This window comes from Azospirillum sp. A23 (genome assembly GCF_042938965.1).
GTDB lineage: Bacteria > Pseudomonadota > Alphaproteobacteria > Azospirillales > Azospirillaceae > Azospirillum > Azospirillum melinis.
Map to the genome: position 1 here is coordinate 1184051 of NZ_CP170663.1, position 21433 is coordinate 1205483.

Annotated in this window: 20 protein-coding genes and 1 pseudogene; 7 read left to right on the plus strand and 14 right to left on the minus strand. The window is 70.4% G+C overall.

Features of this window, described 5'->3' with window-relative positions:
- Nucleotides 1-40: 40 nt before the first annotated feature.
- The 4 genes and pseudogenes from ABNQ40_RS05175 to ABNQ40_RS05190 all read right to left on the minus strand — a co-directional run bounded on the left by ABNQ40_RS05175 (nt 41) and on the right by ABNQ40_RS05190 (nt 4155).
- Nucleotides 41-2494 carry a TonB-dependent siderophore receptor gene (locus ABNQ40_RS05175; RefSeq protein WP_247879487.1) on the minus strand — a complete coding sequence of 818 codons (2454 nt, stop codon included), beginning with the start codon at nt 2492-2494 and terminating at the stop codon, nt 41-43.
- A 181-nt stretch (nt 2495-2675) separates the two neighbouring features.
- Nucleotides 2676-3122 (minus strand): FecR family protein, encoded by a 447-nt coding sequence (locus ABNQ40_RS05180; RefSeq protein ID WP_391345729.1) that lies wholly within the window; start codon nt 3120-3122, stop codon nt 2676-2678.
- A gap of 65 nt (nt 3123-3187) precedes the next feature.
- A pseudogene (locus tag ABNQ40_RS05185) lies at nt 3188-3652 on the minus strand (DUF4880 domain-containing protein); the annotation flags it as partial.
- Nucleotides 3649-4155, minus strand: a complete 507-nt coding sequence (locus ABNQ40_RS05190) for a sigma-70 family RNA polymerase sigma factor (protein WP_109047448.1) — start codon at nt 4153-4155, stop codon at nt 3649-3651. The pseudogene ABNQ40_RS05185 and the gene ABNQ40_RS05190, both read right to left, overlap by 4 nt.
- 284 nt (nt 4156-4439) lie before the next feature.
- On the opposite strand from ABNQ40_RS05190, the gene ABNQ40_RS05195 reads away from it, so the two are divergent.
- Complete coding sequence (locus ABNQ40_RS05195; protein WP_109047449.1) at nt 4440-5648, plus strand: efflux RND transporter periplasmic adaptor subunit; 1209 nt, start codon at nt 4440-4442, stop codon at nt 5646-5648.
- Nucleotides 5645-7606: a MacB family efflux pump subunit gene (locus tag ABNQ40_RS05200; protein ID WP_109047450.1), complete on the plus strand. Its 1962-nt coding sequence runs from the start codon at nt 5645-5647 to the stop codon at nt 7604-7606. Before ABNQ40_RS05195 ends, ABNQ40_RS05200 begins: the two co-directional genes overlap by 4 nt.
- Before the next feature lie 31 nt (nt 7607-7637).
- Here the strand turns inward: ABNQ40_RS05200 and ABNQ40_RS05205 are convergent, their stop codons facing one another.
- The 9 genes from ABNQ40_RS05205 to ABNQ40_RS05245 form a co-directional block, all read right to left on the minus strand.
- The gene (locus ABNQ40_RS05205; RefSeq protein WP_109047451.1) at nt 7638-8510 is read right to left on the minus strand and encodes a metal ABC transporter solute-binding protein, Zn/Mn family; all 873 of its coding nucleotides are present in this window, start codon (nt 8508-8510) and stop codon (nt 7638-7640) included.
- Complete coding sequence (locus ABNQ40_RS05210; protein ID WP_109047452.1) at nt 8507-9397, minus strand: metal ABC transporter permease; 891 nt, start codon at nt 9395-9397, stop codon at nt 8507-8509. The genes ABNQ40_RS05205 and ABNQ40_RS05210 overlap by 4 nt, the downstream gene beginning before the upstream one ends.
- Entirely contained in the window at nt 9394-10146 is a 753-nt protein-coding gene (locus tag ABNQ40_RS05215) for a metal ABC transporter ATP-binding protein (RefSeq protein WP_109047453.1), read from the minus strand. Before ABNQ40_RS05215 ends, ABNQ40_RS05210 begins: the two co-directional genes overlap by 4 nt.
- A complete protein-coding gene (locus tag ABNQ40_RS05220; protein WP_109047454.1) occupies nt 10143-11084 on the minus strand; it encodes a metal ABC transporter solute-binding protein, Zn/Mn family in 942 nt (313 codons plus the stop codon). The genes ABNQ40_RS05215 and ABNQ40_RS05220 overlap by 4 nt, the downstream gene beginning before the upstream one ends.
- A 10-nt stretch (nt 11085-11094) precedes the next feature.
- Nucleotides 11095-11688, minus strand: a complete 594-nt coding sequence (locus ABNQ40_RS05225) for a DUF6162 family protein (protein WP_109047455.1) — start codon at nt 11686-11688, stop codon at nt 11095-11097.
- 13 nt (nt 11689-11701) lie between these two features.
- Nucleotides 11702-12025 carry a hypothetical protein gene (locus tag ABNQ40_RS05230; protein WP_109047456.1) on the minus strand — a complete coding sequence of 108 codons (324 nt, stop codon included), beginning with the start codon at nt 12023-12025 and terminating at the stop codon, nt 11702-11704.
- Nucleotides 12022-12480 carry a hypothetical protein gene (locus ABNQ40_RS05235; RefSeq protein ID WP_109047457.1) on the minus strand — a complete coding sequence of 153 codons (459 nt, stop codon included), beginning with the start codon at nt 12478-12480 and terminating at the stop codon, nt 12022-12024. The genes ABNQ40_RS05230 and ABNQ40_RS05235 overlap by 4 nt, the downstream gene beginning before the upstream one ends.
- Before the next feature lie 7 nt (nt 12481-12487).
- A complete protein-coding gene (locus ABNQ40_RS05240) occupies nt 12488-13624 on the minus strand; it encodes a PepSY domain-containing protein (RefSeq protein ID WP_109490657.1) in 1137 nt (378 codons plus the stop codon).
- A 150-nt stretch (nt 13625-13774) separates the two neighbouring features.
- Nucleotides 13775-14551 (minus strand): aspartyl/asparaginyl beta-hydroxylase domain-containing protein, encoded by a 777-nt coding sequence (locus ABNQ40_RS05245; RefSeq protein ID WP_109047458.1) that lies wholly within the window; start codon nt 14549-14551, stop codon nt 13775-13777.
- Nucleotides 14552-14995: 444 nt separating this feature from the next.
- Here ABNQ40_RS05245 and ABNQ40_RS05250 point away from each other — a divergent pair, with 444 nt between their 5' ends.
- The 5 genes from ABNQ40_RS05250 (at nt 14996) to ABNQ40_RS05270 (ending at nt 20930) form a co-directional block, all read left to right on the plus strand.
- A complete protein-coding gene (locus tag ABNQ40_RS05250; RefSeq protein WP_109047459.1) occupies nt 14996-15655 on the plus strand; it encodes a hypothetical protein in 660 nt (219 codons plus the stop codon).
- 10 nt (nt 15656-15665) lie between these two features.
- The gene (locus ABNQ40_RS05255) at nt 15666-16328 is read left to right on the plus strand and encodes a hypothetical protein (protein WP_109047460.1); all 663 of its coding nucleotides are present in this window, start codon (nt 15666-15668) and stop codon (nt 16326-16328) included.
- A gap of 39 nt (nt 16329-16367) precedes the next feature.
- Nucleotides 16368-17105, plus strand: coding sequence for a hypothetical protein (locus ABNQ40_RS05260; protein WP_391345683.1), 738 nt, complete (start codon nt 16368-16370; stop codon nt 17103-17105).
- Nucleotides 17106-17225: 120 nt separating this feature from the next.
- Entirely contained in the window at nt 17226-19799 is a 2574-nt protein-coding gene (locus ABNQ40_RS05265) for a hypothetical protein (protein ID WP_391345685.1), read from the plus strand.
- 21 nt (nt 19800-19820) lie between these two features.
- Complete coding sequence (locus ABNQ40_RS05270) at nt 19821-20930, plus strand: hypothetical protein (RefSeq protein WP_109047462.1); 1110 nt, start codon at nt 19821-19823, stop codon at nt 20928-20930.
- Between the two features lie 238 nt (nt 20931-21168).
- Here ABNQ40_RS05270 and ABNQ40_RS05275 read toward each other — a convergent pair whose 3' ends face one another.
- Complete coding sequence (locus ABNQ40_RS05275; RefSeq protein WP_391345687.1) at nt 21169-21345, minus strand: hypothetical protein; 177 nt, start codon at nt 21343-21345, stop codon at nt 21169-21171.
- Nucleotides 21346-21433 lie beyond the last annotated feature (88 nt).

Below are 21433 nucleotides of genomic sequence, written 5' to 3' on the forward strand. Positions count from 1 at the left end.
GCGGCGAAGCCATGCGGAGAGTTCCGGTTCCGCCCGACGCTTACCAGGTCGCCCGCAGGGACAGCATCGCGTTGCGCGGCTCGCCGTAATAGCCGTAGGTCTGGACGCTGGTCATGTATTTCTTGTCGAACAGGTTGTTGACGTTCAGCGTGGCCGAAACCTTCTCGGTGATCTGGTAGCGGGTCATCAGATCCACCACCGCGTAGCTGCCCTGCTCGGTCCGCCGGCTGCCGGTGCCGTTGTAGATGTCGCCCTGCCATTTGACATTGCCGCCGACGGTCAGGCGGTCCCAGGAGCCCGGCAGCCGGTAGGTGGTGAACATCTTCAGCGTGTCGCGCGGCACATAGGTCGTCAGGCGCTGGCCGCTGGCGTCCTTCACGGTGGTGTGGGCGAAGCCACCGCCGACCTGCCAGCCGGGCAGCACCTCGCCGGTCAGCTCCAACTCGAACCCCTTGCTCTTCGCACCCTTGGCCGCCTTGTAGGCCTGCCCGCCGTCGGGGGTGAAGCGGCCGCTGTCGGCGACGGCCAGATTGTCCTGCTGGATCAGGAACACGGCGGCGCTGGCGTTCAGGCGGCCGCCGAAGAATTCGGCCTTGACGCCGGCCTCATAGGCGTCGCCGTCGATGGGATCGAGGCTCTTGCCGGCGATGTCCTTGTAGTCCTGCGGCTTGAAGATGCTGGTGTAGCTGCCATAGACCGACCAGATGTCGGTCACGTCGAAGACGACGCCGGCATAGGGGGTGAGGACGCCGTTTTCCGACCGCTTTTCCGCGGTGCCGGCGGCGGCGTTCGGGTGGCTCTCCTCGCTCTGCTCCCAGCGGCTGATGCGGCTGCCGAGGATGACGGACAGGGCGTCGGTCGGCCGCAGCCGCGTGGCGAGATAGGCCGCCATCTGCCGCTCGTTGGTCTGCGACCAGCCTGTCGGGTTCAGCGTCGGCTGGGCGCTGCGGCCGTTCCAGGTGAAATAGTTGGAAATCGAGGTGTCGTAGCCGTCGATGAACCAGAGCGGATAATCGAGCCCGCTGCGCTTGGCGTAATAGCCGCCGACGCCGGCCATCAGATCGTGGGTCCGCCCGAACAGCTCGAAGGGGCCGGTGACGTCGGCGTTGATGGAGGTCTGTTGCAGGGTCGAATTCCAGCGGCCGGGCCAGATCCCCATGCCGGTGCCGTCGCGGCCGAGCGTGCCGCGCACGCCGTAGCCGAGCAGGCCGTCATATTCGCGCGTGCTGTGCTCGACATTCAGCGTCGCCGTCCAGCCATTGGCGAAACGGTGCTTCACGTCGCTGAAGACGGTCAGGTTGTCGTGCGTGAAATAGGCCCAGTCGGCGCCGCTGTTGAAGGAGCGCGAAAAATCCGTCCTACCGCCGTCGGCAAAGAACAGCGGGAAACCGGCACGCGAGGCGTTGTCCGACCTGTGCTTCTGGTATTCCACCCCGACGGTCCACAGCGTGTCGTCGCTGACGTCGGCCTCCAGAACGCCGTAGAGCACCTTCTTGCGTTCGTGCAGCCGGTCGATGAAGCTGTCGCCGTCCTGATAGGCGCCGACGACGCGGCCGCGCAGGCGGCCGTTCTCGACCAGCGGGCCGGACAGGTCCGCTTCGCCGCGGTAGCGGTTCCAGGAACCGCCCTGTCCCTGGACATAGCCCTGGACGGTGGGGGTCGGACGCTTGCGGACCAGATTGACCGCCGCGGAAGGATCGCCGACGCCGTTCAGCAGGCCGGCCGCCCCGCGCACCACCTCGACACGGTCGAACAGCGCCATGTCGGAGATGCTGTCGCCGAAGCCGTACACCGTCGAACGCGGGATGCCGTCGACCTGATAGTTGCTGACGGCGAAGCCGCGGGCATAGATCTCCGAGCCGTCGCTGCCGAGTGCCGCGGACTGCTGCCGCGACACGCCGACGGTCTGGTTGAGAACGTCGCCGATCTCGTTCAGCCCCTGGTCGTCCATGCGCTGGCGGGTCATGACGCTGACCGACTGCGGCGTCTCGCGCAGGGTCAGGTCGAGCTTGGTGGCGCTGGTCGACGGACCGGCGGCGGCGTAGGAGCCGCTGCCCTCGCTGCGGCCGCGGTCGCTGGAGGCGACGCCCTGCACCGTCATCGTATCGAGCATCGTCGCGCCGTCGCCGCCGCTGACCGGCTTTTCCAGCGTCACCGTGTCGGCATCGACGAAGCGCGCGGTCAGTCCGGTCCCCGCCAGCAGACGCACCAGCGCCTCGCGCGGGGCCATGGTTCCGGTCACGCCGGGGGAGGAGAGGCCCTGCGCGATGTCGGTCGGGTAGAGGACCTGAAGCCCGGCGGCCTGACCGTAGGCGGCGAGCACGCCCGGCAGGGGACCGCCGGCGATGGCGAAGGCGCGGGTGCCGGTCTGCTGCGCCACCTGCGGAACGGCCGCGGCGGTGGACGCCGCCTGTGCGCCATGCAGCGCGGTCGATGCCAGCAGCATCCCCATCATGACCGGCTTCCAACCGATCCGGCCGGCTGCCCGTTCCATGACCGCCCGTCCCCCGTCCACCCGTCCGCCGACCGCCCGTCCTGTCGGGCGCCCCCCAGTACCAACCATCGCTACGACCCCCAAAAAATGCGAATGAGTTGCATTTGCCATTCGGTGAGTCAGGACGCTGGCCGAAGGGCGGTCCCTCACCCCCCTTCGCAAAAAAACTCTCCGGATCCGGCTAGACGGAACGGATGATGACCAATCCGGGAAAAGGCCGCATCGTGCGCACGGGCAGGGTGCGGATGATGGCGTTAAGCGCTGCGTCCGGGCGGGCGATGTCGACGCTGCCATCGACCCGCAGAGCGGCGAGCGGACGGTCCCACAGCAGGATGCGGGCGGGATGGTAGCGGTTGAGGTCGGCGACCACCGCATCGAGCGGCTGGGCCTGGAAGACTAGGCGCCCCTGCCGCCACGCGGTCTCCGCCGCCAGCCCGTCGCGCAGCAGGGGGCCGGGCCCGTCGGGGCCGTAGCTGCGGCAATGGCCGGCGGCGAGATGGACCGGCGGCCGGTTCCCCGCCGCCAGCGTGGCCGTGCCCTTTTCGACCGCGACCACCACATCGTCCGGCCGGCGGTGCACGGTGACGGTGGCGTCCACCATGGTGACGCTGCCGTCGGCGCAGGCCACCGCGAAGGGGCGCCCGGATCGGGCGCGGCGGCGAAGCGCGCCCGGCCGTCGATCAGGCGGACCCGGCGCTCCGCGGCGGAAAACTCCACGGCGAGCGCGCTGCCGGCGTCGAGCTCGACCGACGAGCCGTCGGCAAGCGCCAGCGAGCGGCGCTCGCCGGTGCCGGTGCGGATCTCGCCCGGCCAGCCGGTCAGGGCCACCGTGCCCCCGAGCCCGGCGGCGCAGGCCGCGGCACCGCCCACGCCGAACGCCAGCAGCCGGCGCCGGGTCGGCTGCGGGCGGACGGCGCGACGCGGGTCCGGCAAGCGCGGTGTCGGCATGCGCGGGTCTGGCAGGCGATCAAGATCGTCCCAGACGCCGGACAGCCGGTCGAACTCCTGCCGATGGGCGGGATCCCGTGCCAGCCAGTCGGCGAAGGCCGCCCGGTCGGCGGTGTCCGCGTCGCCGGACTCCAGCCGGACGAACCATGCCAGCGCCGCCTCGCGCGGGTCGCCGGACGGCTCCGGCGGTCTGCCGTCGCGACCGCTCACAGAGCCAGCCGGTCGCGGCAATGGGCCAAGGCCTTCATCACATGCTTCTCCACCATGCTGCGCGAAATGCCCAGGCGCGCGGCGATGTCGGCATGGCTCAATCCGTCGAATTTGTGAAGCAGAAACACTTCCCGGCAGCGCGGCGGCAGTTCGGCCAGCGCGTGGCTCAGCCGTTCCAGCCGCTGCTTGTGCTCCAGGGCGGTTTCCGCGTCGGGCTCCTCCAGCGGGCGCTCCATCCCCAGCTCGGCCGGGGCGAAGCGGCGTCCGCGCCGGGTCTCCGCCCGCAGCCGGTCGAGCGCGATGTTGTCGGCCATGCGGAACAGGTAGGAGCGCGGGTTGTCGATCTCCGGCAGGGCGGTCAGGCTGCGCAGGCGCAGGTAGGTGTCCTGCACGACGTCTTCGGCAAGGCAGAGCGATCCGAGGCGCCGGGCCAGATGGCCGGTCATCTCCTCGTAATGGACGATCAGCAGACCCAACAGGGAAGACCGGTCTCTTTCAGCCATGACCTCGGCGACACCCGTTCCAGCGATCCATCGGAAATCCAGTCCTAACCATGAATGAGAATCATTCGCAATCAATACATCGTCCTTTGGAAAAAACTTTGCGAAACGGGGGTGAGGGGGTGACCGGCGGCGGTCGTCATGACGTGGAGGCGCTCTGTGCGCCCGTTTCCGTCCGGTGGATGGCGTCGCTTCAGGGGTGAGGATCGAGGGGCCGGCAAACGTCTATGGTTGAGAACGATACGCATTCGCGCATTTCATCTCCACCAGGGACAGCGACCGCCGCCATGACCAGATCACCCCCGCCCGCCCGCCGCCGGTACAGGGCCGTTCTCGCCGTCGGGGTGGTCGTCGCCGGCTTCGCCACCGCCGCCCTGCTGCGACCCGGCGACCCGGCGGCGTCCGCCGAACTGGCGGCGATCGGGCGCGGCACGGTCGAGGACACGGTGACCGCACTCGGCAAGATCCAGCCGCGCGCCTATGTCGATGTCGGCGCCCAGGTGTCGGGGCAGCTGATGCGGCTGCATGTCAAGGTCGGGCAGATGGTGCGCGAGGGCGACCTGCTGGCCGAGATCGACCCCGCCCTGCAACAGGCCAAGGTCGAGGCCGGCCGCGCCGAGCGCGCCCGCCTGACCGCCCTGCTGGACGAGCTGCGGGCGCGCGCCGACTTCGCCCAGGCCCAGCTTGCCCGCCAGACCGCGCTGCGCCGGGTGGAGGCCGGGCGCGGCGAGTCCTACGATCAGGCGCGGATGGAGGCGCGCACCGCCGCCGCCCAGGTCGACGCCACGCTCGCCCAGATCCGCCAGACGGACTCGACCCTCCAGGCCGACGAGGCGCAGCTCGGCTACACCCGCATCTACGCGCCGATGAGCGGCACGCTGATCGCGGTGGACGCCCGCCAGGGCCAGACCATCAACTCGACCTACGAGGCGCCGGTCCTGATGCGGATCGCCGACCTGTCGGCCATGACCGTCTGGACCCAGGTGTCGGAGGCCGACGTCACCCGCCTGACCGACGGCATGCCGCTCTACTTCACCACGCTCGGCCATCCCGGCCGGCGCTGGACGGCGCGGCTGCAGCAGATCCTGCCGGCGCCGCCGAAGCCGGTGACCGGCGGGTCCGCCAACGGCGCGGCCTCGTCGGGCGGCGGGACGGGGGCCAGCACCGTGGTGCTCTACACCGCCCTGTTCGAGGTCGCCAACGAGCGCGGCGAGCTGCGCCCGGAAATGACCGCCCAGGTCTTCTTCGTCGCCGCCGAGGCGAAGGACGCGCTGACCGTCCCGGTCGCGGCGCTCACCGCGACGGACGAGGCGTCGGGGCGGCACAGCGTCGCGATGATCGGGGAGGGCGGCGCCGTCGTGACGCGCGAGGTGCGCATCGGCGTGCGCGACCGCTTCAACGCCCAGATCCTGCAAGGGCTGGCCGAGGGCGAGCGGATCGTCGTGGGCTGGCGGACCGACGACGGCCGGCCGCCCCGCATCGGGTTCCGGCTGTGAGCGCCCCCCTCCTCGTCCTGGAGGACATCCGCAAGACCTACGCCACCGGCGGCGGCGTCGCGGTGGAGGTGCTGCGCGGCGTCTCGCTGACCGTCGAGGCGGGGGAGTTCGTCGCCATCGTCGGCAGCTCCGGCTCGGGCAAATCGACGCTGATGAACATCCTCGGCGGGCTCGACCGCCCGACCTCCGGCAGCTATCGGGTCAACGGGCGCGACGTGTCGGAGCTGGAGGGCGACGAGCGCGCGGCGCTGCGGCGCGACGGTTTCGGCTTCGTCTTCCAGCACTATCACCTGATCCCCGGCACCTCGGCGCTGGAGAATGTCGAGATGCCGGGCCGCTATGCCGGCCTGCCCGCCGCTGTGCGGGAAAGCCGCGCCGCGGCGCTGCTCGGCCGGCTCGGGCTGGGGGAGCGCCGCCACCACCGGCCCAACCAGCTGTCGGGCGGCCAGCAGCAGCGCGTGTCGATCGCACGGGCGCTGATGAACGGCGCGCCGGTGATCCTGGCCGACGAGCCGACCGGCGCGCTCGACAGCGCCAGCGGCGCCGAGGTGGTGGCCCTGCTGCGCGAACTGGCCGCCGAGGGCCGCACCATCGTCCTGATCACCCATGACCGCAAGGTGGCCGAAGCCGCCGACCGGGTGGTGGAGATGCGGGACGGGCGGATCGTCGCCGATACCGTCGCCGATACCGGCACCGATGGCGGCCGGCGGTCCAGACCCGCCGCCCCTGTTTCCGCTCCGGCTCCGGCGGAGCGTCATACCGCCGCGTCCGTCTGCACCAGCGCCGGGGAGGCGTTCACGGCGGCGGTGCGCTCGTTGGGGGCGAACGGTTTCCGGACGGCGCTCACCCTGCTCGGCATCGTCATCGGCGTGGCGTCGGTGATCGCGCTGCTCGCCATCGGCGAGGGCGCCAAGCGGGCGGTGATGGCGCGGGTCGGTGCGCTGGGGGTTAACCTGGTCTATGTGCTGGCCGGCAGCGGCGATCCCCGCCTGCCGACCACGCCGCTGACCGAGGCGGACGGCGAGGCCATCCTGCGGCTTCCCAACGTCGAGAGCGTCATGCCCTATCTCGACATGCCTGTGATGGTGCGGTACGGCAACATCGACCACCGCACCAGCGGGCTGGCGACCTCGGCCTCGCTGCCGCTGACCCACCGCTGGCCGGTGGCGCTCGGCTCCTTCTTCACCACAGCCGACGAGCGGGCCGGGGCGGCGGTCGCCGTGCTCGGCCACAATGTCGCGAAACGGCTGTTCCCGAACGGGGAGTCGCCGCTCGGCCGCCATGTGCAGGTCAACAACATCCCCTTCCAGGTCACCGGCGTGATGGGACAGAAGGGCGATCTCACCGGCAGCCAGGACACCGACGACTGGGTGTTCGTGCCACTGTCCACCGGGGTGCAGCGGCTGGTCGGCAAGCCCGACCTCCAGCTGATCCTGGTGTCGGTCCACAATGTCGGGCGCATCGCCGAGACCCGCGACGCCGTCAAGGCCCTGATGACCAAACGCCATGGTCAGGAGGACTTCCAGATCCGCGACGTGACCGCCCGCATCAGGACGGCGACCGAGACGCAGGACACCATGACGCTGCTGCTCGGCAGCGCCGCGGTGGTGACCCTGCTGGTCGGCGGCATCGGGGTGATGAACATCATGCTGGTCAGCGTGACCGAGCGGACCCGCGAGATCGGCATCCGCATGGCCGCCGGGGCGCGGGCCGCCGACATCGAGCGGCAGTTCCTGATGGAGGCGGCGCTGGTCGCCGGGCTGGGCGGTCTGGTCGGGGTGGCGCTCGGGCTGGCGAGCGGGGCGCTGGTCGGGCTGTTCGTGATGCCGGTGCTGTTCACGGCGACCGCCATCGCCGGGGCGGTGACCTCCGCCGTGGTGACCGGGCTGGTCTTCGGCCTGATCCCCGCCCGCCGCGCCGCCCGCCTCGACCCGGTGGCGGCGCTGTCGAGCGAGTAGGGCGGGGGGAGAAGGCAGGGAGGGGCGGGGCTCAGCGCAGCCCCGCCTCCAGCTGTTCGGCGATCTTCGCCAGGGCGGTGTCGATGGCGGCGGGGGGGCCGCTTTCCAGGCTGTCCAGCACGATCAGGCGGGCGCCGCCGTCGGCGACGGCCTGGGCGATCTCAGGGGCGGGCCGGCGGTGGTGGAGTACCGCCGGGATGCGCTCGGCCCGGAGGAAGGCGGTCAGTTCGGCCAGACGCTCCGGCGTCCAGTCGCGGTCGTCGCGGGTCCAGACCTTGCGCAGGTCGAGGCCGAAATCGGCGGCGAGCATGGCGAAACGGTCGGACAGCGCCGCCACCGACGGGTCGGGCAGCGCGGCGAAGCTCTGCGCCGTCCGCGAGGACAGCGCCAGCAGGCTGCGCTTCACCGTGGCGAGGTTGGCGTCGATGGCGACGGCCGAGGCCGGGTAGAGCCGCCGCAGGTCGGCGGCCAGGATGTCGGCCATCCGCCCGGCGTTGGCGACGCCCAGCCAGGGGAAGGCGGCGCCGTCGCGCAGCGCGATGCCGGGCAGGGCGCCGTCCAGCGGCCGGGCGGCGTCGATCTCGACCAGCCGGATGTTGGCGCGCCGCGCCAGCGGATAAAGCGGGTCTTCCGCCCAGACCGAGCGCAGGGTCAGCACCGCGTCGGCCTTGCGAGCCGCCTCGGCGAACCTGGCCTCGCCGCGCCCGCTGAGGAAGGACTGCTGGCGGCCCATCGGGATGGCGGGCGGCACCGCCGCCTCGACCTCCACCGCCGTGCCGCGGGTCAGCGCTTGGGCCAGCCCGGCGGTGACCGGATGCCCGGCCAGCACGGTTTCGGCGCCGGCGGTCTGCGCGACCGGGGCCGTCGCCAGCAGCAGGAGCGCCGCGAGCGTGACACGTTTCATCCCTCGTCCCCTCTCATGACCAGACGCGCCAGAAGCGCGCCGAGGAACAGCAGCCCGGCCGCCAGGATGATGGCGCCGCCCGACGGCACCGGCAGGGCGAACTGCACCGGCAGCAGGATGCCGGCCACCGCCGCGATGCTGGCGAAGGCGACCGACAGCAGGAAGAAGCCGCGCAGCGACGTGGCGACGACCCGTGCGGCGGCGGCCGGGATCACCAGCAGGGCGCCGACCAGGATGGCGCCGATGATCTTGACCGAAGCGACGGTGACCACCGTCACCAGCACGATGAACAGATAGTCGAGCCCCTTCACCGGCACGCCGCGCACCCGCGCCAGCGCCGGGTTGAAGCTGGCCAGCAGCAGACGGTTGAACAGCGCCAGCATCGGCAGGGTGACGCCCAACGCCACCGCCAGCAGCACCGTCAGGTCGCGGTCGTCCACCGTCAGCACCGAGCCGAACAGCACGTTTTCCAGAATGTGGATGTTGACCCGGCTCGCCAGGACCAGCAGCAGGCTGGCGCCGAGCGCCAGCGACACCGACAGGAAGACGCCGATCAGCGTGTCCGACGTCAGGTTGCTGCGGTTGCGCGTGTAGTTGACCAGCAGGGCGAACAGCAGGCAGTAGCCGAACAGGCTGGCATAGGGGCCGGTGTAGGGCTCCCCCACCAGAATGCCGATGGCGACCCCGGTCAGCGCGGCATGGCCGACCGCCTCGGAGAAGAAGGCCAGCCGCTTGGTCACCACCAGCGTGCCGAGCCCGCCCAGCACCGGGCCGATGACCAGACCGGAGAGCAGCGCGTTGACCAGAAAACCGTGGGTCAGTCCGGCGGGGAGCAACCCGGCCGCGGCCCAGCCCTGGATCAGGGCGCGGAGTGTTTCGAAGCTCATGACGCCGGTGTCCCGGCCATGGTGCGGGGGACGGCGGAGAACAGGCCGAGCACCCGGTCGGGCGAGAGCATCTCCGGCGGCGGGCCGTCGAACAGCACGCGCCGGTTCAGCCCCGACACCCGAGTCGCCAGCCGCCGCACCTGGGCGAGGTCGTGCTCGACCCACAGGATGGTGGTGCCGGCGGCGGTCAGTTCGGCCAGCAGGGTTTCGAAGATGGCGACGCCGGCCTCGTCGAGCGCGGTCATCGGCTCGTCGAGGACGATCAGGTCGGGTGCCGGGATCAGCGCCTGGGCGAGCAGCACGCGCTGGCGCTCGCCGCCCGACAGGGCGCCGAAGCGGCGGCGGCCCTTGCCGGCCATGCCGACGCGGGCCAGCGCCTCGCCGTAGCCGAGCCGGCGGTCCGGTCCGAGGAAGGCGGGGCGGCGCTGGCACAGCACGGCCAGGAAATCCTCCACCGTCAGCGGCAGGCCGCGGTCGAACTCGACTGCCTGCGGGACGTAGGCGATGGTGCCGGGACCATCCCTTCCGCCATCCCCTGGCCAGTCGAGCCGGATAGTGCCGCGGTGCGGCGCCTGTCCCAGCAGGGCGCGGATCAGCGACGACTTGCCGCCGCCGTTGGGGCCGACCACCGCATGGACGGCGCCGGGAGCCACGGCGAGCGAGACCTGTTCGAGGATGGCGGTGCGGCCGAGCGTCAGGTCGACCCGGTCGAACAGGATGGCGGGGCCGTTCGCTCTCCTGCCGCTCACGGCTTGGTCTCCAGCATCGCCTGGACCAGCGTGTCCATGTTGCGGGTCATCTCGCGCTCGAACCGGTCGGCGGTGTAGTCGCCATGCGAGATGTGGGAGAAGCTGTAGAGCCGGATGCCGGTCTCGCGGCGGATCGTCTCGACATAGGCGCTGGGGAAGTTCAGCTCCGAGAAGATCACCTGCACGTCGAGCCTGCGCATCGTCGCGATGGTCTCGGCAAGCTGGGCCGGGCTGGGCTCGATGCCGTGGGCCGGCTCGACGACGGCGGAGACCTCCAGCCCGAACTCGCGCAGCAGATAGTCGTAGGCGCCGTGGATGGTGGCGACCCGCAGGCGGGTGTCGCCGGCGCTGGCCAGCTTGCCCAGCGCGTCGGCGCGCAGCTGGCGCAGTTTGCGGGAGTAGGTCCGGGCGTTGGCGGTGTAGGCCTCGGCGTTGGCCGGGTCGAGCCGTCCCAGTTCGCGGGCGATGGTGGCGACCTGAAGCACCGAGCCGGTGATCGACAGGAAGCTGTGCGGGTTGACGACCTTGGCCGCGCCCCGCGCCGCCGACTGCGCCGCCGACTGCGCCATTGACCCGGCAGCGGGCAGCAGCGGCACGTCGGCGTTGGCCTCGACCACCGGCAGGCCGGGCTTGGACGAGGCGGCGATCATCCGTCCGGCGAAATCGTCGTGGCCGATGCCGTTCAGCACGATGGCGTCGAGGCTGCCGATGCGCTGGATGTCCTCCGGCCGCGGCTCGTAGGCATGCGGGTTGAAGCCGGCGGGGATGATCGGCACCACCTCGGCCCTGTCGCCGACGATGTTGGCGACGTAGGAATAATAGGGGTGCAGGGTGATGCCGAAGCGCTTGCGCTCGGCGGCAGCGCTGGCGCCGGCGGGAAGAACGCCGGCCGCCAGGGTGGCGGCGAGGAAGCGGCGGCGGCTCAGGGAAAGGCTCATAAGGGCACACTCATCGGGTCACGCCGGCGGTGAAGGTGGAGGTGATCCGCTTCCAGCCGGCGGCGGCCAGCGACGCCTCGTCGAGGCGGGCGGGCGGTGCTTCTGCGGCGCGCTTCAGCCAGATTCCGTGGCCGTCGCCATGGTCATCGTCGTGCCCGTCCAGCAGCAGGACCAGCGACCCCGCTATTCCGGGATCGGCGGACAGGCCGGCATAGGCGACCGTCCCGCCGGCTTCCGCCAGGGTCCAGGCATGGCCGCCGCGTGCCGCGGCGCTGGCGTCGGCGGCGAAGGGCGGCAAAGCCTGGGCCGCCAGCTCGGCCGGGGAGGGCGCCCGGCCGTTGGACGTGCCGTCGGCCTTGCGCAGGGCGGCGATCTCGGCGGCGATCTCGTAGGCCGCCATTTTGAGGTCGGCGTGCAGCCCCTGTTCGGCGGCGGTCAGGGCGGTGCGGGAGTCGATCCGGTGGGCGGCCAGGGGGGCCTCCGCTTCCGGTGCCGGCCGCAGCCCGACCGCCGCCGTGGCGGTGGCGAGGATTATGCCGGCGGCGAGCAGGACCCACAAGGTCTCGCGCTCGGCGCCGGCGCGGCGGACGATCTGGCGATGCATGGGGTGGAGAACCCTATTTGATGGCGCTGTGCTCGATCTCGACCGTGTGGCCAGGGCCGGCATCGAACAGCACGTAGAAATCCTGGGCCGGGCGCGGGAAGGACAGGGTGGAATCCGCCCCCAGCCTGCCCTTGACCAGCACCTGCTCGTCATAGGTGATCACGTCCAGCACCACGCCGGGCGCCTTCGAGCCGTCGGAGAAGCCGCCGGTGCAGACCACCGTCTGGCCGTCCGCCATCCTGCAGTCGCAGACCGGGTAATGGGCGTGGGCGGCGGTGGCGGCGCACAGGGCCGACAGGGCGGCGGCGACCGCCAGGGCATGAATACGGGCAGTCATCGCTTTCCTCCCAGAAAACCGGCCAGCGGCGTCGAGGTCTGATGGATCCGTCCGCTCCAGTCCTCGACCGTCACCCACAGCTCCTCGGTCCCGGCCGGCTCGGCCGGCACCGCCACTTCGGCCTCGCGCTCGTACGGGTTGCCGAAGCCGAGCGCGCCCGCGGCGCGCAGGTTCCGCGGCTTGCCGACGCGCAGGAAGACGCCGCGCACCTTGTCGATGTCGGCCGGGCGGAGATGGACGTGATACTCCTTCATCCATTCGCCGTTGCCGGCCCAATGCGGCGACTCGTCGTAGGTGACGAGCGTGATCGGGAAGGGGCCGGCGCTGACGTCCCGCCGGATCTCGGGCGGGGCGAAGATCGGCTTCGGGCTGAAATAGTTCGGCAGGAAGGGAAGCGGCACCAGCATCATCAGCGCGCTGAGATGGAATTTGCCGCGGTGCCATAATTTAGGCATTGAAAATTTACGCATTGGAGGATGCCCTCGCCGTCCTCAGCCCGCGCACCGCCTCGACCGTGGCGCGCGCCGTCCGCTTGGTCCAGATCAGCATGCCGCTGAACACCAGCAGGCTCATCAGCGAGCCGAAGGCGAACCAGATCAGCTTGACCGGCAGGCCGCCGAAATCGCCGGTGTGGAGCGCCCGCATGATGGTGCGGGTCAGCTCGACGCCCGACGCGCCCTCCAGCCCGCCCTCCACGGCGATCACCTCGGCGGTGTAGGGGTTGACGCGGACGATGTCCGGCAGCAGCGGCACCTGCCCGCTGGAGCCGATCACCGACGCCGTGTCGTAGGCGGTGCCGGGCAGCCGCAGGTAGCGCAGCCGCATGTCGGGCAGGGCGGTCATGGCCGCGGCCACCACGGCGTCGGCATCGATCTTCGGCCTGACCGCCGACAGTGGAATCTGGTCGCGGGCCACCATCACCGGCGCCTTGCCGCCGCCCAGCCCGATGCCGAGATGGAACAGGGCGATGTAGATCAGGAACCACAGGCTGGTGACGGCGATCACGGCGATGAACCAGATCGACCAGGTGCCGGCGACGCGGTGCAGGTCGCCCCACATCACGCGGGGCGCCTGCTTCCAGCGGATGCGCGGCTGGTATAAGGATTTCCAGAATCGCTTGTAGACCACGAGCCCGGTGACGAGCGAGCCGGCCAGCGGGATGGCCAGCGCCGTCACCAGATACCAGCCGGTCGGGAAGGTCATCAGCCAGCCGTGCAGCGCCCGGATGAACTGGCGGAACGAATTGCCGGGGGACAGGCCCTGCACCGTGCCGGTCACCGGGTTGACCCAGGCGGTGGTGAAGGTGCCGTCGGGCAGCGCCATCTCGGCGCCCACCGCCATGTGGGATCCGCCCCAGTTCAGCGACTCGACCCGCCCGCCGGGCGCCGCCGCTTCGGCCGCGGCGATCAGCGCGCTCGGCGGCAGCGGCTGCCCCTCGCCCGACGCCCGCATCGACGGATCGACCAGCCACGTGATCTCGGTGCTGACCACGGCGATGGTGCCGGTGACGCAGATGAAAAACAGGAAGGCCCAGATCGGCATCGCCAGCCAGGAATGCCACAGGAACCACAGCCGCGTGCGCGACTTGCCACCACTCATCTCGATCCTCTCCGCACGGGACATCCTCGCCCTTCCCCTTCAGACGAACGGGCGGGCCTCCAGCCTCAGGATGAAATGCGAAGGATTCTCATTTTTTCGGATGAGGGTCGAAATCCGGGCGCACGCCCGTCCGTGGCGGCCGCGCCCCGTTCAGCGGCCCGGCGGCGGCACCAGCGCATCCATGGTGCGGACGATGCGGGGCGCATAATGCAGCGAGGCCATCGTCGCCATGCCCTTGGCCACCATCCGCAAGGGGGCCGGCATCGGGCGCGCGACATCGATCATCAGGATCGCGCGCAGTTCCGGGCTGTCGTTGACCACCTCGTGATCCCAGGAATCGTCGAACAGCACGCTTTCGCGCTCCTTCCACTGATGGATCCGGTCCTTCACCCGGATGTGCGGCGGCCGGACCGTCGGCACGCGCAATGCCAGGTGATAGCGCAGATACATGCGCGACGGCCCTTCATGGGCGCGCACGCTCTTGCCCGGCTCCAGAATCGAGAACATCGCCTGATAGACGCCGGGAATATCCCGGACCAGCTCCAGCGTGCGCGGCGCCAGCGTCCGGGCAGCCTGCGGCACACGGCCGAAACAGGTCAGCATGAACACGCTCCACCGCCGGTCGCGCTGCAGCCGGCCCGACGAGTGGATCACGTCGGTGTCGATGCTGTGGTAGGAGGGCAGCCGCTCGTAGGCGGCCAGCACCTGGTCGAATTCGCCGCGGATGGTGTCGTAGGCCGCATCGATCCGGCGCAGAGCGGGCATTTCCCGGTCGATGTCGTGAAACACCGGACGGGAGGCGCCGCCGGTGTGCAGGTCGAACAGCGGGTTGAACAGCGCTCCGGACTTGTAGAGCGACATGTTGCGGCGCCAGCGCCGCAGGGTCGGGATCAGCCCGTTGGGATCGGTCTTCTGCAGGGTCAGCATACTGGAGTCCCCTTGGAAACAAGGATGATGGGAGGCGGGCCGCCGAAGCACCGGCCCTCGCGGCCTCCTGATCGGCCGGGTTGTGCGCTAATCTCCACTATATAGACATATGTTTTGCTTCGATGTCCACGGGGCGTGGAGATATTTCATAATCATACACAGGCATTGATTTCAAGAATTTGCCCACGTTGGTGTGATTTTAAACAGTACATTCGCATGCAAATAGCCTTTTAATTTCAAATTGTTGTCATAGTTCTGATAATCGAAAAAATTATGTTTGTTTGTTATTGACACAATAAGAGCATCAATTGCACACTTTGCCGGCACATAAAAACAAATACTTTCCCACGAAAGCCGGAACCCGATCGTCAGGCAGCAGCTTGTCGAGCCGAAATGCATCGGCGTGTGTCTGACAAACATCCATATATGAATGGGAGAATAATCGTGAGCTTTGCCTCGTACCGCGAGCAGCATGTCGCATTTCTGAACAAGGCGGTGAAGCCCGTCGACCTGACCCTCGATCAGCTCGAAGGCCGGTCCTTCGGTCCGGAGACCCACAAGGGCCCGATGGTGATCTCCTCCGACCCGTCGGAGGACAATCTGGGCTCCAAGCTGGTCACCCTGCAGTCGGTCCAGCATCTGAAGGACATCGCCGGGATTTCCGACGATCATTTCGCGGCGAACCCGCATGCCGACCGCAGCGTCCGCTACCCGACCCAGCCGGTGCAGACCGATTTCGACAAGGCGATCGAACGGGCGCGCAACGACAACTGCGCGCTGGAGAGCCTGATCCATCCCGCCGACCAGAAGACCATCGGCCAGGCGATGATGGCCTTCATCCACGGCAACAGCCAGAAGGTCAAGGCCTTCGAGCCGGTGATCAACGCCCTGCGCTTCCCCAACCAGGTTCTGCTGACCACCGGTCAGGACATCACCGTCACGCCGGGCAACCCCCTGATCATCGGCCCCAACAGCCCGTACGTCACGCAGGACCCGGTCCTCGGCGCGGTCGCCATCTTCGGCACCGTCACCGTGCAGCAGGGCGGACAGATCCAGATCCTCATCCCGGTGACCTTCAAGGCCGCCCAGATCAATATGCTGTGAGGGCTGCCCAATGGGTGTCATCTACAACATCACCGTCACCGGTACCAATGGGACGAACGGCACCGGCGGCAGCCCCGGCGGACAGGGTTACTGGGGCAACAATGCCACCGCGGGCGTCTGCGGCGGCAAGAACAACGCGTCCTGCACCACGGCGCCGACCAGCGCGACAAACGGCGGCACCGGCGGCAACGGGACGTCCGGTTCGCCCGGCAGTGACGGCAGCTGCCCGGCGAGCCTGACCTTCCTCGTCGGGACCGTCTCCGGCGCCTTCAATGCCCTGGTCACCGGCGGCAACGGCGGAGCCGGCGGCAATGGCGGCAATGGCGGCGCGGGCGGCAACGGCGGTGCCGGCATCACCGTGGTCGGGTGCTGCCAGAGCCAGTACGGGTCCAGCATGCCGGCTGGCAAGACCGGCACCGCCGGCAACGGCGCCAATGGCGGCGCGGGCGGCAACGGCGCGTCCATCGGCACCGCCATCCTGGTTCTGTACGACGAGATCGTCGGCTCGCCGACCTACAGCCTCGACGCGACGACGTTCGGCCAGGCTGGCGCCGGCGGTGCAGGCGGCAACGCCGGCGGTGCGGGCGGCAGTCCGGGGTCGCCCGGTGCCACCGGCAAGAACACGCCGGCCGGCCAGGGACCGACGATGACCATGCGGCCCAACAACGGCTGACCGCCATCCCACGAACATCGTCGAGAACGGACACCTGACATGACGAACTCGATCAACGCGCAGATCCTGATCAGCGGATCCAGCGGAACCGACGGCGCGGCCGGCACGCCCGGCGGTACGGGAACTCCGGGCGTGGCCGGGAGCCCCGGAAGCGCCACTCCCAAAAAAGGCTGCTGCGGCACCACCTACACCTGCACCTGCGCCACCAACGGCACGGCCGGCGGCGGCGGTGCGGCCGGCGGCAACGGCACCGCCGGCACCTCGGGCGGGGCGCCGCCGCCCTTCATCCTCCATTACGGCAGCCTGTCCGGCTCGCTCACCGTCCTGTCGCAGGGCGGCAACGGCGGCAATGGCGGCGACGGCGGTGTCGGCGGCACCGGCGGCACCGGGGGCGACGGTGGAAAGAACCAGGCCGTCTGCACCGACAGCAGCGGCAAGAATCCGCAATGCCCGACCTCGCAGGGCGGTGCCGGCGGCAATGGCGGCACCGGGGGTGACGGTGCGAACGGCGGCAATGGCGGGAACGGTGGATCGGTGACCGTCTATTGGGACACCGATCCGGGCGACATCCTGGTGCTGACGCCGGGCGGCAGCGGCGGGGCCGGCGGCTCTGCCGGCGTGGGCGGTGCCGGCGGTGCCGGCGGCGCGAACGAGGCCGGCGGCAACGCCGTGTCCGGTGCGAACGCCGGCGCGGGCCGTGCGGCAACCCCCGGCAATCCGGGCCAGTCCGGCACCCAGACCATCGTCAAGTATCCCACCGCGGCATCGGCGGCCTGATCGACGGCCGGGAGGCGCCGGGCTCAGCCAATCGCTTTGTCCCGGCGCCTCCCGGCGGTTTTCCCCGCCTTCCTTTCCCCATTCCTTCGCCAACATCCTCACGCCGGGAGCCCTGGTGCCATGGGAAGCGTCAGTCAGTATTCTGCGACCACCGCCAACGCCCTGCTCGATCTGGTCGACATTGCGGGCGGAGACCTCAGCCAGGCCTATCTCCCGGCGAACCTGAATCTCGTGACCACCTTCGCCAATGGCTCCGTCACATCGGGCGGCGGCCAGGGATTGCTTGCCACCGGCACGATGCCCGGCATCGACGGGCCCGTCGCGGTGCTGGCGGTCGCGGTCGACTGGCCCGCCTTCATCACGTTCTTCGAGCAGTCCTTCCTCACCACCACCACCACGCCGCCCCCCTATCTGAATGTCGGCAGCAACGACTCCCTGATCGCCCAGGGCTACTCGCTGGCCTACAACGCGATCCACACGCAGATCTGGGCGGCCATCGCCAAGCTGAAGCTCGTGCCCGGATACGCCTCGAACGTGCCGCTTCTGGTGGTCGGCATGGGTCCGGCCGGGCCGCTGGCACAGCTGGCCGCCCTCGACCTGCGGCCCGGACAGACCGGCCCGGACGGCAACGGCGGCTCAATGACCAGCCCGGTCGGCGCGGCCGGCGGCTACGCCTTCTCGACCCCGGCCTACGGCAACGCCTCCTATGCGGCGGCGGTGACGGCGGCGCTGGGGTCGGTCTTCCTGTGCAACCTCGATGGCATCGACTTCTATCCGTCGATCGCCGGGGCTCCTACCGGCTTCGCCTACAGCGGAGCGGTCCAGACGTTGACCGCGTCGGTCCCCACCACCTCCGACGTGCCCTGGCTGGAGCGCACGCCGGCCTTCTACCAGACCGCCTACGGCGCGCCGCAGCCGCAGCTGGCCGGCGGCGGAACGGTGACGCCTGTATCCGGCTACAGCGGCGACCTCGCCTACACGCTGGCTCTGCTGACGACGGCGACCTATGGGCGCTTCCAGCATCCGGATCTGTCGCAGCCGCTGCCGTCGGGCTACACGCGGGCGGCCGACGTCGCGGTCAACGGCGTGGTCTGGGCGTCGATCTACAGCTCCGGAGACCGCACGGTGGTGGCATCGCGCGGCGCCTGCTCGTGGATCGAGCTTCTGGCCTTCATGGGCAACGGGTCCCTGCTGCCGCTGCCCTGGTTCACCTCCGGCGGCCGTATCCTGCAGGGGTTGTACGCCTTCTATCCAAGCTATGCGGCGGCGCTGTTCGCCGCACTGTCGAGGGTTTCCGGCGTGGCGGGCAAGCCGCTGGTGTTCGCCGGCCATGATTTCGGCGGTGCCCTGGCCGCACTCGCCGCCTACAATCTGAAGCTGGCTCCCCAAAGCGGCATCCCCGCCGCGTCCGCCGTCTACGGTTTCGGCACCGTCCGTTTCAGCGACTATGCCTTCCAGAGCGCCTACCAGACGGCGCTCGGCGGCATCAGCTACCAGCTCCTGCGGCCGAACGACGTGATCGCGGCCAATCCGGGACTGTCGCTGATGGCTCCGCTGCCGACGACCATGCGGCTTTCCGGCGGAATGCTGAGCCCGGTCAACAGCACCACCGGCCATGCGCTGGCCCTCTACACCTCGCTGCTGAACCCCCAGGCATCGGCGACCGCGCAATCCTTCGCCGCGGTGCGGCCTGCCGCCGGACCGGTGGCCGCATTGCCGGCGAATGCGCGCCGGCTCGGCCTGCTCGCCGCCACCGCCGCGCCGCGCATCGTCGCGGCGGCCGGGCCGGAGCTGACGCCCTTCCTGTCCCGGATGGCGGAGTTCCACGGGCTCCATCCCGGGCATCTGGGCGGTCCGGTCCTCGACACCGCGGATCATCAGGGCCGCATCGTGCTGTCCGCCGACGCGAGGGTCAGCACGCTCGCCCCGGCGCAGGTCTTCACCGGAGGAAGCCGGGTTTTCGCCACCAGCACGATCATCGTCCGGGCCGGGCAGACCCTGCATGTCGGCTCGCCCGGCAGCCCGGCCTTCCGGCTGCTCGCCCGCTCCATCCTGCTGGAGCCGGGTGCGACCCTGTCGGTCGAAAGCCCGGCGCATCTTGCCGTCGGCTCCATGACCTCCGTGGCGGCGAGCGCCGCCGCCATCCCCAATATCACCGTGCTGGGAACCGACGGGACCAACGGCAGCCCGGGATGGCAGGGCGCGACAGGGGCTTCCGGTGCTCCGGGCTATCCGGGCGGCAACGGCGGAACGGGACAAAACGGGGGGTGGGGGGCCAACGGCATCCTGCCATCGCCCATTACCTTCTACGCCGGCGCCATCAGCGGCACTTTCATCGTCCGTGTTATCGGCGGCCAGGGCGGCGACGGCGGCCAGGGCGGGGCTGGAGGTGCCGGCGGCAGCGGCGGCTCCGGTGCCGCCGGCGGCAGGGGCGGCACCGGCGGCAATGGTGGCCAGGGCGGCAACGGCGCCAACGGCACCGCGATCGTCATCAAGTACGACACCATGGATCCGGGAACCACCGTCGTGTTCGAGGATTTCGGCGGGCTGCGGGGAGCCGGCGGGGCGAGTGGCGCAGGCGGGCCGGGCGGCGCCGGGCAACCCCCCGGCACATCGGGAATTTCGGGCAATCCGGGTCTGCCGGGGCAACCCGGTACCCCGTCGACCCTGCAATTCATCCCCTCCTCATCCTGACGGCCGGTTCGGAGCGCTGCCATGCCCACCAAGACCCTGCCCGACAAGGCCGAGGCGTCCGCCGCCGTGCCCGACAGGCCCGCCGTGGTCTCCAGCTGGCCCAGGCCGGCGAAGAACCGGGTGATCGATCCCTTCAACCCGCCCTTGCCGCGCTATTCCGGGCCGCAGACCATCGCCCACGAGGAGATGCCGGCGGACGCCCGCGCCTTCATGGACCGCCAGCTGTCCTTCCTCGGCATCGACCCGGAGAGCTTCCGGCGGCGCTGGCTCGACAGCGCCCGGCACGGATCGGCCATCCGGATTTCCTGGGTGCCCGAGCGCTCCTTCGTCGAACCGGCGCAGACCTTCCGCCACACCTGGGTGCGCTATGCGCTGGACGGCATCGTCCTGCGCCCCGGCGCCGAGCTGACGCTGGAAACGCCGTTCGGCGACCCGGTGGAGCTGTATGTGCATCGGCTGACCCTGATGGAGGGCGCGCGGCTGACGGTGCAGGGCGGGGCGGCCCGGCTGGTGGTCGGGCAGCTGGTCGGGGCGCGGCCGGAGACGGCGGACAGCGTCGAACCGGCGACGCTGCTGCTGGCCAGCGCCGACGGCCGCGACGGCGACCCCGGCGCCAGCGGCGGGACCGGTCCGATGGGCAGCCTCGACCGGCCGGACGGCGGCGGGGGCAGCGGCGGGAGTGCCGGCGAGCCGGGTCTGAACGGCATGCCGCTGCGGGACATGGCGGTCACCGTCCACACGGTGACCGGTCGTTCCCGGCTGCTGGTGCGGCCGGGCCGCGGCGGCAATGGCGGCGGCGGCGGCAATGGCGGGCCGGGGGCCTACGGCCATGCCATAGCACTCTACCGCATGGGCCGGGGCGGCGACGGCGGCCATGGCGGCGAGGGCGGCGAGGGCGGGGCCGGCGGCGATGCCGGGCTGTTGCGGCTCGACGTGCATGTCCGTCAGCCGGGGTCCGCCTTCGACCTCGACGTCGCGGACGGCGCGCCCGGCGCCGGCGGCGCGGGGGGAGCCGGCGGGGCCGGGGGGATCGGCCTTCCCGATGGACTGACAGGACATGCCGGACGCGACGGAGCGCCGGGCCGGCCGGGCCGGTCCGCGCTGGTGCAATGGCTTCGCACAGGGGAGTGACACCCGTGACCATAGAGCCCGAGACCACAGAGACCGCGCGCACCGGCATCGTCCCGGCGCGCTCCAATGCGCTGCGGGGGGCCGCAGCCGCGGATCTTCTGGCCGAGAATCTTCTGGCCGTCGACCTGACCAGCGCGACCAGCCCCATCCTGATCGAGGCGGCGGGCGTCGAGGCTCCGGCCATCCAGCTTGCGGTCGCCTGCGGGCTGCTGCTTCCGGTGGATGGGCAGGAGGGGGTCTACCAGCTCAACCCCGACTGGTTCACCGACCCGGTGGGCAAGACCGGCCAGGGAATGAGCGAGAACGCCGTCACGCTGGCCTTGGTGATCGCCCAGCTGATCGGCCAGGCCTCGGGCAGTTCGCTCGGCATTCCGGTGCGGGAGCCGGGAGCGCTGGGAACCTGGTATCCGATCAACAAGCCCGGCACCGACACGCCGAGCGGCCTCTATCTGGCGACCCAGCCGGTGTCGTCCGACAGCAACGGCAGCGGCGAGCCGCCGACG